Source organism: Erythrobacter sp. Dej080120_24, from assembly GCF_036322605.1.
Taxonomy (GTDB): Bacteria; Pseudomonadota; Alphaproteobacteria; order Sphingomonadales; family Sphingomonadaceae; genus Erythrobacter; species Erythrobacter aurantius.
On sequence record NZ_AP027262.1, the window covers coordinates 737,795 to 753,527 of the forward strand.

The 15,733-nt window shown below is 62.7% G+C and carries 14 protein-coding genes; 5 read left to right on the forward strand and 9 right to left on the reverse strand.

The features are described from left to right. Window positions 1-434 precede the first annotated feature (434 nt). From AABA34_RS03685 to dcd, 3 genes are all read right to left on the reverse strand, one after another. Window positions 435-1,166, reverse strand: a complete 732-nt coding sequence (locus tag AABA34_RS03685; RefSeq protein WP_338303949.1) for a hypothetical protein — start codon at window positions 1,164-1,166, stop codon at window positions 435-437. 92 nt (window positions 1,167-1,258) lie between these two features. Further along, window positions 1,259-2,254 (reverse strand): sulfite exporter TauE/SafE family protein, encoded by a 996-nt coding sequence (locus AABA34_RS03690; protein WP_338303950.1) that lies wholly within the window; start codon window positions 2,252-2,254, stop codon window positions 1,259-1,261. 13 nt (window positions 2,255-2,267) lie between these two features. After that, window positions 2,268-2,822 carry a dCTP deaminase gene (gene dcd / locus AABA34_RS03695; protein WP_034956847.1) on the reverse strand — a complete coding sequence of 185 codons (555 nt, stop codon included), beginning with the start codon at window positions 2,820-2,822 and terminating at the stop codon, window positions 2,268-2,270. A gap of 165 nt (window positions 2,823-2,987) precedes the next feature. Between dcd and AABA34_RS03700 the strand changes: the two genes are divergently transcribed. After that, window positions 2,988-3,626, forward strand: a complete 639-nt coding sequence (locus AABA34_RS03700) for a class I SAM-dependent methyltransferase (protein ID WP_338303951.1) — start codon at window positions 2,988-2,990, stop codon at window positions 3,624-3,626. Here AABA34_RS03700 and AABA34_RS03705 read toward each other — a convergent pair. Both AABA34_RS03705 and putA read right to left on the reverse strand, forming a co-directional pair. Further along, window positions 3,623-4,156 carry a hypothetical protein gene (locus AABA34_RS03705; RefSeq protein WP_338303952.1) on the reverse strand — a complete coding sequence of 178 codons (534 nt, stop codon included), beginning with the start codon at window positions 4,154-4,156 and terminating at the stop codon, window positions 3,623-3,625. The genes AABA34_RS03700 and AABA34_RS03705 overlap by 4 nt on opposite strands. A gap of 43 nt (window positions 4,157-4,199) precedes the next feature. Further along, complete coding sequence (gene putA / locus AABA34_RS03710; RefSeq protein ID WP_338303953.1) at window positions 4,200-7,346, reverse strand: bifunctional proline dehydrogenase/L-glutamate gamma-semialdehyde dehydrogenase PutA; 3,147 nt, start codon at window positions 7,344-7,346, stop codon at window positions 4,200-4,202. A 156-nt stretch (window positions 7,347-7,502) separates the two neighbouring features. Between putA and AABA34_RS03715 the strand changes: the two genes are divergently transcribed. Beyond that, window positions 7,503-7,790 carry a YciI family protein gene (locus AABA34_RS03715; protein WP_034956136.1) on the forward strand — a complete coding sequence of 96 codons (288 nt, stop codon included), beginning with the start codon at window positions 7,503-7,505 and terminating at the stop codon, window positions 7,788-7,790. A gap of 35 nt (window positions 7,791-7,825) precedes the next feature. On the opposite strand, the gene AABA34_RS03720 is transcribed toward AABA34_RS03715, so the two are convergent. From AABA34_RS03720 to AABA34_RS03730, 3 genes are all read right to left on the reverse strand, one after another. Further along, a complete protein-coding gene (locus tag AABA34_RS03720) occupies window positions 7,826-8,593 on the reverse strand; it encodes a ParA family protein (RefSeq protein ID WP_338303954.1) in 768 nt (255 codons plus the stop codon). Between the two features lie 202 nt (window positions 8,594-8,795). Further along, a complete protein-coding gene (mtnP, locus tag AABA34_RS03725) occupies window positions 8,796-9,668 on the reverse strand; it encodes an S-methyl-5'-thioadenosine phosphorylase (RefSeq protein WP_338303955.1) in 873 nt (290 codons plus the stop codon). Window positions 9,669-9,708: 40 nt separating this feature from the next. Then, complete coding sequence (locus tag AABA34_RS03730) at window positions 9,709-10,413, reverse strand: glutathione S-transferase family protein (protein ID WP_338303957.1); 705 nt, start codon at window positions 10,411-10,413, stop codon at window positions 9,709-9,711. Window positions 10,414-10,627: 214 nt separating this feature from the next. Between AABA34_RS03730 and AABA34_RS03735 the strand changes: the two genes are divergently transcribed. From AABA34_RS03735 to AABA34_RS03745, 3 genes are read left to right on the forward strand one after another with little or no spacing between them, the layout of a single operon-like run. Further along, on the forward strand, window positions 10,628-12,055 hold the full coding sequence (locus AABA34_RS03735; protein ID WP_338303958.1) for an aldehyde dehydrogenase family protein: 1,428 nt from the start codon (window positions 10,628-10,630) through the stop codon (window positions 12,053-12,055). A gap of 3 nt (window positions 12,056-12,058) precedes the next feature. Then, window positions 12,059-13,426 (forward strand): phosphotransferase, encoded by a 1,368-nt coding sequence (locus AABA34_RS03740; RefSeq protein ID WP_338303959.1) that lies wholly within the window; start codon window positions 12,059-12,061, stop codon window positions 13,424-13,426. Between the two features lie 3 nt (window positions 13,427-13,429). Then, window positions 13,430-14,716, forward strand: a complete 1,287-nt coding sequence (locus AABA34_RS03745) for an acyl-CoA dehydrogenase family protein (protein WP_338303960.1) — start codon at window positions 13,430-13,432, stop codon at window positions 14,714-14,716. On the opposite strand, the gene AABA34_RS03750 is transcribed toward AABA34_RS03745, so the two are convergent. Then, window positions 14,713-15,672, reverse strand: coding sequence for a bile acid:sodium symporter family protein (locus AABA34_RS03750; protein WP_338303961.1), 960 nt, complete (start codon window positions 15,670-15,672; stop codon window positions 14,713-14,715). The two genes, AABA34_RS03745 and AABA34_RS03750, sit on opposite strands and share 4 nt — an antisense overlap. Between the last annotated feature and the right edge of the window lie 61 nt (window positions 15,673-15,733).

Here is a 15,733-nt window from a genome sequence, read left to right on the forward strand (position 1 = left end):
TTTGCCAGCCGAGATGGGCGAGGGCAGTGCCGATGTCAAAGCCCCTGCCTCCGCGTTCTTGAGTTGCGCAGCATGGTTGCGCCCGCTGCGGGCGGGCAGTCGCCCTTGCGGTCGCTGCGCGACCGGCTGTTTGCCTACAGGGTGGAACAGGTGGAACACGGTCCAGAAGAAAAAACCCGCGATCTGTCACCTTTGGGGCCGAAACTGTCACTTTTCCCGCCAGACTGTCACCCGCCAGCGGCAAAGTGTAACCCTTTGCCCCAAGAGTGTCACTCTTCGGGGGCGCAAAGTGTCGCCTTTCACGCGCTTAAGTGTCACCCTGAAACGGGCAGGATGCGGGTCGGGAAGCGGTCATTGCCACAGATTAAGCCAGATTTCGGCGGAGTAGGAAAATACCCGCTCAATTCTGGAGATGCCATTCCACACCGGCTCCCCTACGGCTCGACATTGCGTTGATAGGTGTTCTGGAAATCGTCCTGCAGCACTTCGGTTTGCCCGCCCGATTCCAGCACCAGATCGGCTTCGAGAATGTCGATGCGGAATTCCCAGCCTTCGGGAAGTTCCAGCCTGTCGCCCAGACGATCGAGCTGGTCGATTGTCTGGCCGGGGTCGATCGCGCGGGTCGCGGATTGCATGGTGTAGACCTTTCCGTCTGGATCGATCAGCCGGTAAACCTTGGTTCCGGCAAGATAGGTGTAGATCGTATCGCGTGCGACCGTCGTCGGCCGATAGGGTTTGCGCGAAAGCAGATCCCACAGCGAAAGCTCCACCACCGCCGGGACCAGGAATTCATGCCCGCCCAGCTCTCTGCGCGGTGTCACCCGATAGCTTTCGATCCGGTCCAGCACCCAGTAACGCCTGCCGTTGGGAATGACGAAGGACGCGCCCGAAGCCTGTTTGATCGCATCCAGATCAAGCGCGTCAAATTCCTCATCCGACATCACGTCATTGAGATCGTTGTAGACGATCACCTTCACGCCGAACCACGAACGATAGCCCAGCAGCACTTCGTTATAAGGGATCGGCCTGCCGCTGTATCCGCCCAGCGTGTCGGACTGTTCGAACTCGGGATAGGGAATGCTTTCTTCCGGCACGCCGCGCAGCAGGTACAGCCCCCCGGCAAGCAGCGCGATCGCAATCAGGCCCAGAATGCCACGGCGGTTCATTTGCCCCACTCCCCATGCAGCGGCAGCGTGACAGGCCGCAAGCTTTCCCGGTGCATAGCGCGCAAGTGATCCTTGCGTAAGCGCTGGCGCGCCTAGCCGTCTTGCTTGCCGGTGCGGGCCATATGCGCGAGCGAAAACCAGAAGATCGTGAACAGCACCACGCTGAACCCGGCTGACCATGCGAGCTTTTCAAGGCCGGGGTTCTTCAGGTTGAAATAGGCCATCTGGAACAGGTTGAGCGCGACGATGGCGCGCAGCATCCATTCGACGTCCAGCCTGTGCAGGATGTAGCTGCCCAGCGGCGCCATCAGCAAAACCACCGGATAGGCGCAAAGCCATGTGGCGATCTGGTAATCGTTGATGCCGCCATCCCAGTAAAGGCGGTAGGCGTAACCAAGGATGCTCAATGCGGCCATCACCATGATGCTCATATGCGTCGCGATCTTCTCATCCATGCGAAACCGCGTCAGCAGCGCGGTGTAGAGCACGATGTCCGCGCCTGTTCCGAACAAGCTGGCGCACATTCCGCCAAGCACCAGAACGCAGCCCAGCATGGCCTTGTCCTTCATGCCCGATGCCATCAGGATTGGCCGATCACCCCGGTGCTGGCCGGAAACATAGGCCAGCGCAAAGGTCAGGATCAGGCTAAGGAACAGCGCCTGGATGATTGTGACAGGGATGGTCTGCAGCAGCGCCATGCCGATCACGAAGCCTGCAAAACCACAGGGTATGAACCACACCACCGGCGCATAGGCGGCGATGTTCCGGCCCTTGCGGGTCAAGATCCAGATGCTCGCGCTGGTCATCCCTATCGACTGGATCATCAGGCTGAAATCGCGGGCTGTTTCGCGCTTTATCTCAAGAAAGATGCTGAGCACCGGAAAGGCTACCGCGCCGCCCCCTTCGGGCGTCAATCCGGCCACGAAAGCGCCCAGCACCATGATCGCGGGGTAATGCCAGTGGTCCAGCAGGAAGGCGAAGGAGGCAAGCGATGCGAACAGCACGGCCCAGACGATCATCATCCCGCCGTACCAAAGGCGGAATGCCCGGCTTTCGAAGAACGGGCCGGATAGTTGGGGGGCAGCCATTGCGATTGCCGCCCTACAATCTGGGCAGAGTGACCCCGCGCTGGCCCATGTATTTGCCCGCGCGGTCCTTATAGCTGACCTCGCAGCGTTCGTTGCCCTTCAGGAACAGGAACTGGCAGGCGCCTTCGTTGGCGTAGATTTTGGCGGGCAGCGGCGTGGTGTTCGAGAATTCGAGCGTGACGTGGCCTTCCCAGCCCGGCTCCAGCGGGGTGACGTTCACGATGATGCCGCAGCGGGCATAGGTGCTCTTGCCAAGGCAGATCACCAGAACATCCTCGGGCACGCGGAAATATTCGACGGTTCGCGCCAGCGCGAAGGAATTGGGCGGGATCACGCAAACGTCGGTTTCGCGGTCGACAAAGCTGTTGGGATCGAACTGCTTGGGATCGACCACCGATGAATCGACATTGGTGAAAATCTTGAATTCGGGCGCGACGCGCGCGTCATAGCCATAGGATGACAGGCCGTAGGAGATCACCCCTTCGCGCCGCTGCGCCTCCACGAACGGCTCGATCATGCCGTGTTCCTGCGCCTGGGTGCGAATCCACTTGTCCGATAGAATAGCCATGGCGCGATTGATTCCCGATTGCGGGCAGGGCGGCAAGAAGCCTGCCGTTCTTATCCGGTGAAACTCTTCGCCCGCTTCGTCGCACATCTGTTGCAAAGGCTGTGACGGCTTGCCTACACGGTCGTTCCCGCGATGCCCCCCAATCCGAGAATGAGAGACGCAAATATGTCAGGCAATCAACTCGCCGCCGATGCCAAGCGCGGCTTCCGCCGCTCGATCACCCGGATACTCGGCCCGCGCGCGGTGTTCTTCTGGGGCTTCATCGAAGAGCCCGCGATGGTGGCCGCGGCATTCCCGTCGAGCAAGGGTCTGGTCAAGGCGATGCTGGAGCCGGTCGACTGGGACAATTGCAAGCTGTTTGTCGAATACGGTCCGGGTGTGGGCACGTTCTGTCCGCACATTCTCGAACGCTTGCCGGACGATGGCGAATTGCTGGTGATCGACACCAACCCGCTTTTCATCGACTATCTGAAAGAGACGATTGAGGATCCCCGATTCACTGCGGTGCTGGGTTCGGCTGAGGATGTCGAGAAGATCGTGCGGGCTCACGGGTTTGAGCGCGCCGATTTCGTCCTTTCGGGAATGCCGATTTCAACCATGCCGCCAGCTGTCACCGAAAACATCCTGAAGGCGACCTACAGGGTGTTGCGCGAAGGCGGCGCGTTCCTGACTTACCAGTATCGCGATGCCGCCTACCGCCTGACGACGCGCCATTTCGAACGGACGATCGAGGAAAAGACCTATCGCAACATCCCGCCGTGCATTCTCGCGTGGGGGTACAAGGAGCCGCGCGCAGACGGCTAGATCGGCCGTGCGCCCAGTTGCGGGTTGAGCGTGGTGATGTGGTTGAGCCACTTTTTCGGGCGACGCAGCATGTCGCCCGGAAATTCGACCCTCAGGCCCAGGATTTCCGCCATCCGCCCGACGAAATGGATGCAGTTGCGTTCATCGAGATTGTAACGCTTGCCCGGAGCCTGCCATGCGCGCACTTCCTGGATGATGCGGCGGTATTGCGTATCCGTCAGCGTGATGGAGAAATGGCGGTTGGTGTTGCGCACGTTCTTCTCGCTTTCCGCCAGCACCATGTGTTCGGCCCAGCCTGACGTGATCGCCGCAGCCGAACTGCGGGCGGAAAAGCCGTAATTCTCGTTCACCACCGTTCCGTCGGACAAAGTCCCGTCGAGCACGATGAAGGTGTGCGGGTAGCGTCCGAACAGGACCGAGCCGTTGAAGCTGTGAAAGTGGATCTGTACCTCAGCCATCGCCGCCCCGCTCCAGGCGAAGGCGATGATGGCGAAAAGGTGGGTGGCGAGACGGATCAGGCGCTGAATCATGGCGCCTGATCTATCGCGCACACCCGCCTTGTTTCAAGCCCGATCAAAGGCTTGCCAGCAGGCTCGCATTTCCTCCGGCTGCAGTGGTGTCGATGCACATCACCCGCTCTGTCGCGAACCGGGCGAGATAATGCGGACCGCCCGCCTTTGGCCCCGTCCCCGACAGCCCTTCGCCGCCGAACGGCTGGCTTTCGACGATCGCGCCGATCTGGTTGCGGTTGACGTAGAAATTGCCGACCCGCGCTCGCGCCGCGACAAACCGCCGGGTCTCCGCAATGCGGCTGTGCAGGCCCAGCGTCAGGCCGTAGCCGGTGGCGTTGATATCATCGACCACCTGTCCGAGCTGATCCGAACGGAACCGCGCGACGTGCAGCACCGGGCCGAAATTCTCGCGCTTGAGATCGAGGATCGAGCCGATTTCCATGATCGTCGGTGCGACGAAGCAGCCCTTGCTGGTGAATTCCGCCAGCTCGCGCCGCCAAACCGTGTGGCCCGAAGCCTCGCGCCGGGCGACATGGCGTTCGAGCGCGGCCTGCGCATCGGGATCGATCACCGGGCCGACATCGGTGGCGATATCGGCAGGGTCGCCCACATGCAGCGCCTCGAACCCGCCACGGATCATCGCCAGCATTTCATCGGCGACATCTTCCTGCAGGTACAGCACACGCAAGGCGGAACACCGCTGCCCCGCGCTCTGGAACGCGCTCGCCAGCACGTCGCGCACCACCTGTTCGGGCAGGGCGCTGGAATCGACGATCATCGTGTTCTGCCCGCCGGTTTCCGCGATCAGCGTCGCGATCGGGCCGTCGCGGCCTGCAAGCGTGCGGTTGATCGCCTGTGCCGTCTCGGTCGAACCGGTGAAAGCAACCCCGGCGAGACGCGGATCGCTGGTGATCATCTGCCCGACATCGCCAGCGCCCGGCAGCAGTTGCAGCGCCTCGGGCGGGATGCCGGCTTCGTGCATCAGCTTGACCGCGAGCGCGGCGATCAGCGGGGTCTGCTCAGCCGGCTTGGCGATCACCGCATTGCCCGCCGCCAGCGCGGCAGAGGCCATGCCGGTGAAGATCGCCAGCGGGAAATTCCACGGGGAAATCGTCGCGAACACGCCGCGCCCGTGCATGGTCAGGGTGTTTTCCTCTCCCGTCGGGCCGGGCAGATACACCGGCCGGGCAAACTGCCGCCGCGCTTCTGCCGCGTAATAGCGCAGGAAATCCACCGCCTCGCGCACTTCGGCGACGCCATCGAGCAGGGTCTTGCCCGCCTCGCGCTGACACAGGCTCAGGAATTCGTCGGTATGCGCCTCGAACAGGTCAGCCGCTTCTTCGAGCAGCAGCGCGCGCTTTTCGCCGCCCAACGCATCCCAGCCCGGCTGGATTGCGCAGGCGCGGTCAAAAGCGGCGTCAACCTCTTCCTGCGTCGCATCGCGGCGCGTGCCGACCGTTACGGTGAGTTCGTGCGGCATGGTGATCGGCGCCATTTCGCCGGGAGTTTCCGCCGGGAAAGTCGGCTCCGCACGCCAGTGCAGCTTGGCCAGTTCGGCCAGCCGCGCCTGCAACGGCTCGATCACCAGCGGATCGGACAGGTCGACGCCCGCGCTGTTCAGCCGCTGGCCCAGAATGTCCTTTGGCAGCGGGATTGCCGGATTGCGGCGCGGGCTCATCGCGGCCAGTTCCGCCACCGGATCGCCGACCAGTTCCTCAGCCGGAACCTCGGCATCGCCCATGCGGTTGACGAAGCTGGTGTTGGCCCCGTTTTCCAGCAGGCGGCGCACCAGATAGGCCAGCAGTTCCTTGTGCCCGCCAACCGGCGCATAGATGCGCACGGGAGTGGGCGCATTGCCCTCGATCCGGTGCAGCGCCTCGTAAACCTCTTCGCCCATGCCATGCAGGCGCTGAAACTCAAATGGCCGCCCGTCGGCCAATTCCTTCACCACCGCCACGGTGTAGGCGTTGTGCGTGGCAAAGGCGGGGTAGATCACGTCGTCATGCGAAAACAGCCGCCCTGCGCAGGCGAGGTAGGACACATCCGTGGCGATCTTGCGGGTGAAGACGGGGTAATCGTCATAGCCGCCAACCTGGCTGACCTTCACCTCGCTGTCCCAATAGGCGCCTTTCACCAGCCGCACGAACAGCTTGCGATTGTGCCTGCGGGCGAGCTTGGCGATCCAGTCGCACAGCGGCAGGCCGCGCTTCTGGTAAGCCTGTATCGCAAGGCCGAAACCTTCCCAGCGCGATCCGTCTCCGCGGGTGAACAATTCGTCATCGGCGACTAGCGTTTCGATGATGTCGAGGCTGACTTCGAGCCGCTCCGCCTCTTCGGCGTCGATGGTGAAATGGATGTTGGCATCGCGCGCTTTCACCGCCAGCGCGCGCACGATCGGCACTATGTCGGCACGCGCCTGTACCGCGTGAAAATGGGTGTATTTGGGATGCAGCGCAGACAGCTTCACCGAAATTCCGGGCGATGTCCCCACGCTTCCGGAAGTTTCGCGCGCCAGCCGCTCGATCGCGCCTTCATAGGCAAGCCGATAGCGTTCGGCATCGGCAAATGTCATTGCCGCTTCGCCCAGCATGTCGAAACTGTGAGTCAGTCCCTTCGCGCGCTCGGGCTTGGAGCGTTTGAGCGCCTCGTCAATGGTGCGCCCGAACACGAACTGCCCGCCCAGAATGCGCATCGCCTGCAGCGTCGCCTTGCGGATCACGGGTTCGCCCAGCCGGTTCATCGTGCTTTTCAGGACGCGCCCCATGCCGCGCTGGTGCGCTTCGGGCGGGTCGAGCACTTCGCCCGTCAGCATCAGCGAAAATGTCGCCGCGTTGACGAAGGTGGACGAGCTTTCGCCCAGATGTTCGCCCCAGTCGATTTCGCCGATCTTGTCGCGGATCAGCAGATCGGCGGTTTCATCGTCCGGCACGCGCAGCAGGGCTTCGGCAAGGCACATCAGCGCGATGCCTTCTTCGGTGTCGAGCCCGTATTGCTGAAGGAACGCGTCAATCCCCGAAGCCTTGTGGCTGCGGGCCCCTTCGATCAGGTCGATCGCCAGACCCGCCGCGCTCGCGCTGACCCGGCTGGCGGGGGCGGCCTGTTCCAGCCGCTCTGCCACGCACGCCTCCTCTTCGGCGCGATAGGCACGGCGCAGCTGCGCACGGTCAAGGAAATGGGCGCTGTTGGCGGGCAAGGTCGGCGTGGTCACTGGGTTGTTTCGTCCTGTCATCATTGAGTCGCGGGGGTTGCCCACGCGATGTGGACCCGCGCGGGTTCTTGTTCAAGCGAAGTCGCACTTGCTTGATCAGAGGGCGCGCTGTGTTATCTCGCAACGCAACGCGCACACCGTGAGGGAGCCAGGGCCATGCCGCTTTACTGTTTCTATTGCCGCGACGGCGAACAGAACGAACAGCTGCGGCAACGCCATCTTGCCGCGCAGCGCGAATGGATGGCCGAACACGCCGAAAACTATCGCGTCGCCGGGCCGCTGACGAATGCGAAGGGCGAATTCGTCGGATCATTGCTGATCATCGAAGCCGAAGACGAAGCCGAAGCCCGTGCGACGGTGAACGAGGATCCCTATTTGGTGGGCGGCGTATGGCAATCCATCCGCGTCGACCGGTTCGAACCCGTCAAGGGTCGGTGGAAGTGAGCGATCTGGAGACGGTCTGACGCAGGCCTGCTCCGTCACCCGATTTCGGCGAATTTCTTTTCCACCCCGCGCCACAGTTTGTCGAGCGCGTCGGCGCCCTTTGAACCGTGGGCGAACGCGTTGATCGGGGTCTGCTTGAAGGCGATCCGCTCAATATCGTTCGACCATGGAATCACCGGAAAGCCCGACAGGATCGTCTCACGCGCGAGCTGGTGACTCTTGCGGCGCGTATCGAACATCGAAAACACCGGCAGCAACGGCATGGAGGCGCGGCCGATGCGTTTCTGTTCCTTCTTCACCTTGTCGAGCGCGCGCAGGGCCAATGGCGAAGCGGGCAGCGGAGTGATCATCAGATCGGCCGCCCGGATCACCTGTTCGCTCAATTCGTCGCGCACCGGCGGGCAATCAAGCACGATGCGATCGAAAGTGCCGCTCAGGTTCCTTACCAGCTCCTCGATCCGCTTTTTCGGGCCGATGCGCGAAAGATAGAAGGAAATGGCGCGCACGTTCTCGCCAAAGCCGAGGAAAAACAGATTGTCGTAATGGGTCAGGTTGATCGCCTGCCGCACTTCATAGGGTTTCTGCAGCAGGTAGGGATCGTCGATCAGATGCGTCGGATCGATCTGGCACAGGAAGGCCGAGCCGCCTTCGGGATCGAGATCCCACAGCAAGGTCTTGTGATGGCCGATCGTCGCGCTGCGCCATGCAAGGTCGAAAGCAAGCGTCGTCTTGCCCACGCCGCCCTTGGGCGAATAGACCGCCACGACGCCCATCAGCAGCGCGGTTCCCGATAAAGGCCGCACGCGCAGATCACGAAGCCGCAACGGGCGGTGAGTGAACACACCATGCTGGCACAACCCTCTTGTCTTATGTGCAGCCGGAAGCCAGCCCGGCAGCAGGTTAGTTTGCTGCGGCTAACACGTTTGCGCCCGCTTTCGAACGGGTTACGTGGTGAATGCCCCAATCAGAGACGTTTGCAGCCCGAAAATGGACGCAAGCTGGGGCTTATCCCTTTTTCAGGATGCGCCCTGCCACAGCGTCGAGTTTCGCCATCAGCGCCGGATCGCGTTCGTCAGGCGCGGTGATGACAGCCGTGTCGAGGCAGGTGTCGATGGGTGAGGCTTTGCGCGTCTTGGGCAGGTTTTCGATGAATTTCAGCACAGCGGCGCGTGCGAGTGCGCCGTTCGCCTTCATCTGCTCCAGCACCTCGGCGACATCGACAGCCTCACCATCGCGCCAGCAATCGTAATCGGTGCTCATCCCGATCAGCGCGTAGGGTAGCTCCGCCTCGCGGGCGAGCTTGGCTTCGGGCATCGCTGTCATCCCGATCACGTCGGCGCCCCATGCGCGGTACATCCGGCTTTCGGCGCGGGTCGAGAATTGCGGCCCTTCCATCGCCAGATAGGTCGCGCCGGTCGCGACCTTGCCCTTGCATTCCGAAATCGCCTTGGCCGCCATTTCCGACAGGCGCGGGCACACTGGATCGGCCATCGAGACATGGGTGACGAAACCGCTGGTGTAGAAGGTGCTGGCGCGGTGGCGGGTGTTGTCGATGAACTGTTCGACAATCGCAAACCGCCCAGGCTCGATCTCCTCGCGCAGCGATCCGACGGCGGAAATGGCGAGAATATCGGTGCATCCGGCGCGTTTGAGCGCGTCGATATTGGCGCGCGAATTCAGCTCGGTCGGCGAAATCGGGTGTCCGCGTCCGTGGCGCGGCAGGAAGCGCACTTTTACATCGCCGATCCGGCCGCACAGGATTTCATCGGAGGGGTCGCCCCAAGGGGTGTCGATCATCAGCCACTGCTGACCCTCGATCCCCTCGATATCGTAGAGGCCCGAGCCCCCGATAATTCCGATGCACCAGTCCTTGGCCATGCTCGCCCGTGCGATTCCCTTTGTTGGTATGCCCCGCCCCTTAGGTCAGGTCGAAGCGCTCGGGCAAGGCCTTGCGGATGAAGCGGTCAGCCTTGTCGTAGGGACCGGCAATCGAAGGACGCGCGCGCATCCGTTCGTAATGCGCGGCGAGCGCCGGGTAGGCATCAAGCGGCATATGGGCGACCAGCGCGATCTGCATCAGCACGCAGGCGACGGTGATGTCGGCAATCGACAGCGCATCCCCGGCGTAGAATTCCGCATCGCCCAGCGCGCTGTCGAGCCAGGCGAGGATCGGCGGCATGGTGTTGGCCCAAGTGTCTCGCGCCTTGGCGACATCGGGTTCCTCGCCCTTTTTCACCGCGAAGAAAATCGGGCGGAAAATCCCCAGCCCTCCGGCCATCGCCAGCGTGGTGTCGGCATATTCCTCGATCATCAACGCGCGCCCGTGGGCATAGGCATCGCTGCAATAGAGCGAGGGCGAGGGGTGCTTGCGCTCGATATAGCCGCAGATGGCGGAGCTGTCGGCGATGGTGCCGTCCGGCCCCTCTTCCGCGATTGAGCGGTCGCGCAGCACCGGGATGCGCTTCATCGGCGAGATTTCGCGGAACCATTCGGGCGGGTCGAAGACGTTGACCGCCTCGATCTCGAACGCTGCGCCCTTTTCTATCGCCACCGCGGCGACTTTGCGGACGAAGGGCGAAACGGGGCTGCCATAGATGACGAGATCGGCGGGGGTGTCAGTCATGTCGGGGGTCTCTCCTCTTTCGCCTGCGTTGATAGAGCGCCAGTTTTGCTTTGCAACGGATATGGTGCAACTGATAGGCGATGCGCCTTGCCGCAATGCTTATGATGGCAACGGCAATCGCGATTGATTTTTGCGGCGGATGGTCCACCTTCATTCGGGTGAGACGATTCCCCACCCTGCTGATGCGGGACAACGGATTAGAGAGAGGACAACCATGGTCACCCAGTACAAGAACCTGATCAACGGCGAGATGATCGACACCGGCGAATGGCTCGATGTGGTCAACCCGGCCAATGAACAAGTCATCGGCCAGGTCCCGGCCTGCGGCAAGGACGAGCTGGACAAGGCCGTCGCCGCCGCGCGCGCCGCTTTCAAGACCTGGAAGAAGACCAGCTTTGAAGAGCGTCAGGCCGCCTGCATGGCGATTTCCGGCGCGATCAAGGAAAATGCCGAGGAACTGTACCGCCTGCTGACCAGCGAACAGGGCAAGCCGCATGAACAGGCCAAGGGCGAGATTTACGGCGCGGCCGGCATGTCGGCGGCGCAATCGACGCTGAAGCTCGAAGATGTCGTCAACGAAGACAGCGACGCCCGCCTTTCGCGCACCCGCCGCGTTCCCGTGGGCGTGGTCGGCGGCATCGTGCCGTGGAACTTCCCAGTGATGATGGCGGTGCAGAAGATCGTGCCTGCCCTGATGAGTGGTTGCACCATCGTGCTGAAGCCTTCGCCCTTCACCCCGCTGACGACGCTGCGCATCGCGGAGCTGATCGCGGACAAGGTGCCCGCCGGCACGGTCAACATCATCACCGGCGAAGACAGCCTCGGCCCGCTCATCACCGGCCACCCGGATATCGACAAGATCACCTTCACCGGTTCGACCGCGACCGGCAAGAAGATCATGGAAGGCGCGAGCGCCGATCTTAAGCGCATCACGCTGGAACTGGGCGGCAACGATGCCTCGATCGTGCTGCCCGATGCCGATCCGAAGAAGGTTGCCGAACAATTGTTCTGGGCCAGCTTCTCCAACGCCGGGCAAATCTGCGTCGCGGCCAAGCGCGTCTATATCCACGAGGATATCTATGACGAACTGTCCGCTGCCATCGCCGAATACGCCAAGACCGTCGTCGTCGGCGACGGCGCGCAGCAGGGCACGGGCGTCGGCCCGATCCAGAACAAGAAGCAGTACGACCGCGTGCTCGAACTGATCCAGGACGCGAAGGACAACGGCTACAAGTTCCTGACCGGCGGCAACGTGGACCCGAGCGGCACCGGCTATTACGTGCCGATCACCATCCTCGACAATCCGCCCGAAGACGCGCGGATCGTGGCCGAGGAACAGTTCGGCCCGGTCATGCCGCTGATGAAATTCTCGAGTGAAGAGGAAGTGATCCAGCGCGCCAACAATTCCGAATACGGGCTTGCTGGTGCGGTGTGGACCGCGAACCCGGAAAAGGGTGTCGAGATCGCCGAACAGCTCGAGACCGGCACGGTGTGGGTCAATGAATATCTCCACCTGTCGCCCTTCGCTCCGTTCGGCGGGCACAAGCAGTCGGGCTTTGGCGCGGAATACGGGCTCGATGGGCTCAAGGAGTTCACCTATCCGCAGGTGATCACCGTCAAGAAGGACAACGTCCCCGCCTGATAGATGGGCGACGCTACTCCTGACCAACTGATCGAAGGGCTGGCGCGGGTGTGTTCCCGTGCCGGCCTTTCTTCGCCCGAAGGACTCACGCGCCTGACGGGCGGCGCGACGATGGAAAGCTGGCGGTTTGCCGCCGGAGACAGCACCTTCGTCCTGCGCCGTGCGCCTTCGCTCGCCTTCATGGAAGGGCGGCCTTATGGCCACGATGTCGAAGCTGCGGTGATCGAAGCCGCCCGCGCGCGCGGTGTGACCGCGCCGGAAGTCGTCGCGGTATTGGTGCCAGAGGACGGCATTGGTTCTGGCTTCGTCATGCGGGCCTTGCCGGGTACGCCGAACCCCAAGGAAATCCTTGAATTCGAAGAACCGGTCGCGCTGCTCAAACAGGCGGCGCGCGATCTGGCGCGGATACATTCGATCAGGCCGGGTGATGTGCCTGAGGCTGTGTCGGTCATGGACTACCGCACAGCTATCGCGGATTTGCGCCAGCAGTTCGAGGAAGCGGGCGGCGACCGTCCGATTATCGCGCTGGGCCTCAAATGGATGGAGGACAATTGTCCCGACCCATGTGAGCCCGTGCTGATCCACGGCGATTATCGCATGGGGAACTTGCTGGCCGAGGGACCGGGCAGGTTGACGGGCGTGCTCGACTGGGAACTGGCGCACTTCGGCGACCGGCACGAGGACCTCGCCTTCGGCTGCATGGCAGTGTGGCGCTTCCACCGATACGACCGCCACGCGCTGGGGCTGGGAAGCCTTGAGGACTACTTCGCCGCTTACGAGGCCGAGGCGGGGGTAAGCGTCGACCGCGAGCGCTTCCGCTATTGGCTGATCCACCGCACCGTCTGGTGGGCGCTCGGCTGCCTCAAGATGGCGAAAATCTGGCGCAGCGGCGAGGACCGGATGCTCGAACGCGTGGTGATCTCGCGTCGGACAAGCGAGCAGGAACTCGATCTGCTGCTGCTGCTGGAAAGCGATGCACCGCGCGCAAGGCGGCGGGGGTGGGTGCCGGCTAGCCTGACCGATCAACTTTTCGAACCAAAGGGGGAAGCTACCTCCGCTGAAATCGTGGTCGCGGTGTCCGAATGGCTCGCAACGCTAAAGGACAAGCTGTCCGGCCATGATCGCTTCCAGCTTGCGGTCGCTCGCAACGCACTTGGTATTGTTGAACGGGTATCCCGTTCTGCTTACGTCGAACTGCTGCCCGATGATGGTGATGAGTTATCCCGGCAAATTCTGTCTGGCGAGAAGACGCTGGCGGACACGTATCTGCTTCAGGATCTCAGATTTTCGGTGCTGGAATGCGTGCGGGCCGATTCCCCCAAATACCCCGCACTCGCGGTCGCCAGAAAAAAATGGCTAGGAGAGGAATAACCCATGGACTTCGCCATCCCCGCCGATCTGCAAGCCTATCTCGACGAACTCGACGCCTTTATCGCCGCCGAGATCAAGCCGCTGGAGCAGCAGGACGACAACATCCGCTTCTTTGACCACCGCCGCGAATATGCGCGCACGGACTTCGAGGCGGGCGGATTGCCCCGGCACGAGTGGGAGGAATTGCTGAAGGAAGCCACCCGCCGCGCCGACGCGGCAGGCCATTGGCGCTTCTCCGCGCCCAAGCGTTACGGCGGAAAGGACGGCAGCAACCTCTGGATGGCGGTGATCCGCGAGCATTTTGCGCGGATGGGCCTCGGCCTCCACAATGACTTGCAGAACGAACACTCGATCGTCGGCAACTTCCCCTTCGTTGCCATGTTCGATCAGTGGGGCACCGAGGAGCAGAAACAGGAATTCATCCTCGGCGGGTTCGAGCGCACCCGGCGCGTCGCTTTTGGCCTCACCGAACCGCACCACGGATCCGACGCGACGCATATGGAAACCCGCGCGGTGCGCGAAACCCGCGATGGCATCGACGGCTGGCTGATCAATGGCGAGAAGATGTGGATCACCGGCATGCACGTCGCCACCCACTGCGCTATGTTCTGCCGAACCAGCGGCGAAGCAGGGGATGCGTCAGGGATCACCTGCCTGCTTGTCCCTAATCCCACACCGGGCCTTGAAATCGAGGAGTGGATGTGGACCTTCAACATGCCCACCGACCACCCGCGCCTGTCGGTGAAAGACGTGTGGGTGCCTGAAAGCGCGATGCTGGGCGTCGAGGGGCGCGGGCTCGCTCTGGCGCAAAGCTTCGTCCATCAAAACCGTATCCGGCAGGCGGCCTCAAGCTGCGGCGCGGCGATGTTCTGCATCGACGAGAGCGTGAAATACGCTCGCGAGCGCAAGCCTTTCGGCGAGGAATTGGCGCGCAATCAAGGCATCCAGTTCCCGCTGGTGGAGCTGGCGACGCAGGCGGAAATGCTGCGGCTCCTCATCTTCAAGACCGCGTGGGAAATGGACAATATGCCGCACGAGCAGATTGAGCGCACGATCTCCGACAAGGTCAGCATGTGCAATTACTGGGCGAACCGGTTGGTGTGCGAGGCGGCGGACCGCGCGATGCAGGTCCACGGCGGCATCGGCTATTCGCGCCACAAGCCGTTCGAGCACATCTACCGCCACCACCGCCGCTATCGCATCACCGAAGGCGCGGAGGAAATCCAGATGCGGAAGGTGGGGGCGTATCTGTTCGGGTATCTGGGGCCGAAGCGGGGAATGTACGGTTAGCCTCTGCGCCACCACCCGGCCAGCAGGCTGCCGATCACCACGTGCCACACCGCCGAAATCGCCGCCGGAACCGGGGCGAGCGCTGCTTGTGTGATGTCGGCGAATTGCGCGGCGAAGGCGGGGGTCTTGGCGAGGCCTGAGCCGAGGCCGGAATTCTGCATTCCGACCTCGATGCTGATCGTGCGAGCCTCGGTAACGCCCAGCCCCAGCATCCGCGCCAGCACAAACCCAAGCGCGAAACCGACCGCGTGCAGCAGGAAAGTCGCCAGCAACAGCACGCCTGCGTGCTCCGCGATCTGCGCCTTGGCCCCGCCGACAATCCCGCCCACGATCAGAATTACCAGGACGATGGCCATCAGCGGCAGCAAGCCGCTCACCGCACCCGCCGCGCGCGGGAACAGGCGGTTGAGCAGCGTCCCCAGCACCACCGGCACCAGAACGATGGCGACCATGTTGATCAGCAGGTTCCAGCGATCAATCTCGACATAGGCGCCGGCCAAAGCGCCTGTCAGCAGCGGGGTCAGCGCGACAGCGGCCAAAGTCGATGCCATCGTCATCGCCACCGACAGCGCGACATTGCCGCGCGCGAGATAGGCGACGATGTTCGACGCCGTGCCTCCCGGACAGCAGGCGACGAGGATCAGGCCGACGGCCAGCCCCTGCTCCAGCCCCATGCCTTTCGCGATGGCATATCCGGCCAGCGGCATGACCGCGAATTGCAGCGCCACCCCGGCAGCGAGCGCGCGCGGCAGTTTCGTGAGATTGCGATAATCCTCAAACGTCAGCGTCAGCCCCATCGCCAGCATGATCAGCCCCAGCGCGACCGACAGCAGCGGCTGGCCCGCGATGCGGATGCTGCCGTCCGTCATCCAGGTGAAGGCGGGCGGAAAAACCCACGCCAGCGCCACGCCCAGCACGGTAAGCACGGCGAAATTGTTGGTTATGGTGCGCAGCAATTTGAGTCCTCAACCCCCCAGACACTTCGACGAACGGCTCTAGCAATATTATGTCGCGCCG

Coding starts and splice junctions, on each gene's coding strand:
- AABA34_RS03685 (WP_338303949.1), bottom strand. CDS start 1,166: ATGAACCGCCGTGGCATTCTGGGCCTGATTGCGATCGCGCTGCTTGCC.
- AABA34_RS03690 (WP_338303950.1), bottom strand. CDS start 2,254: ATGGCTGCCCCCCAACTATCCGGCCCGTTCTTCGAAAGCCGGGCATTC.
- dcd (WP_034956847.1), bottom strand. CDS start 2,822: ATGGCTATTCTATCGGACAAGTGGATTCGCACCCAGGCGCAGGAACAC.
- AABA34_RS03700 (WP_338303951.1), top strand. CDS start 2,988: ATGTCAGGCAATCAACTCGCCGCCGATGCCAAGCGCGGCTTCCGCCGC.
- AABA34_RS03705 (WP_338303952.1), bottom strand. CDS start 4,156: ATGATTCAGCGCCTGATCCGTCTCGCCACCCACCTTTTCGCCATCATC.
- AABA34_RS03715 (WP_034956136.1), top strand. CDS start 7,503: ATGCCGCTTTACTGTTTCTATTGCCGCGACGGCGAACAGAACGAACAG.
- mtnP (WP_338303955.1), bottom strand. CDS start 9,668: ATGGCCAAGGACTGGTGCATCGGAATTATCGGGGGCTCGGGCCTCTAC.
- AABA34_RS03730 (WP_338303957.1), bottom strand. CDS start 10,413: ATGACTGACACCCCCGCCGATCTCGTCATCTATGGCAGCCCCGTTTCG.
- AABA34_RS03735 (WP_338303958.1), top strand. CDS start 10,628: ATGGTCACCCAGTACAAGAACCTGATCAACGGCGAGATGATCGACACC.
- AABA34_RS03740 (WP_338303959.1), top strand. CDS start 12,059: ATGGGCGACGCTACTCCTGACCAACTGATCGAAGGGCTGGCGCGGGTG.
- AABA34_RS03745 (WP_338303960.1), top strand. CDS start 13,430: ATGGACTTCGCCATCCCCGCCGATCTGCAAGCCTATCTCGACGAACTC.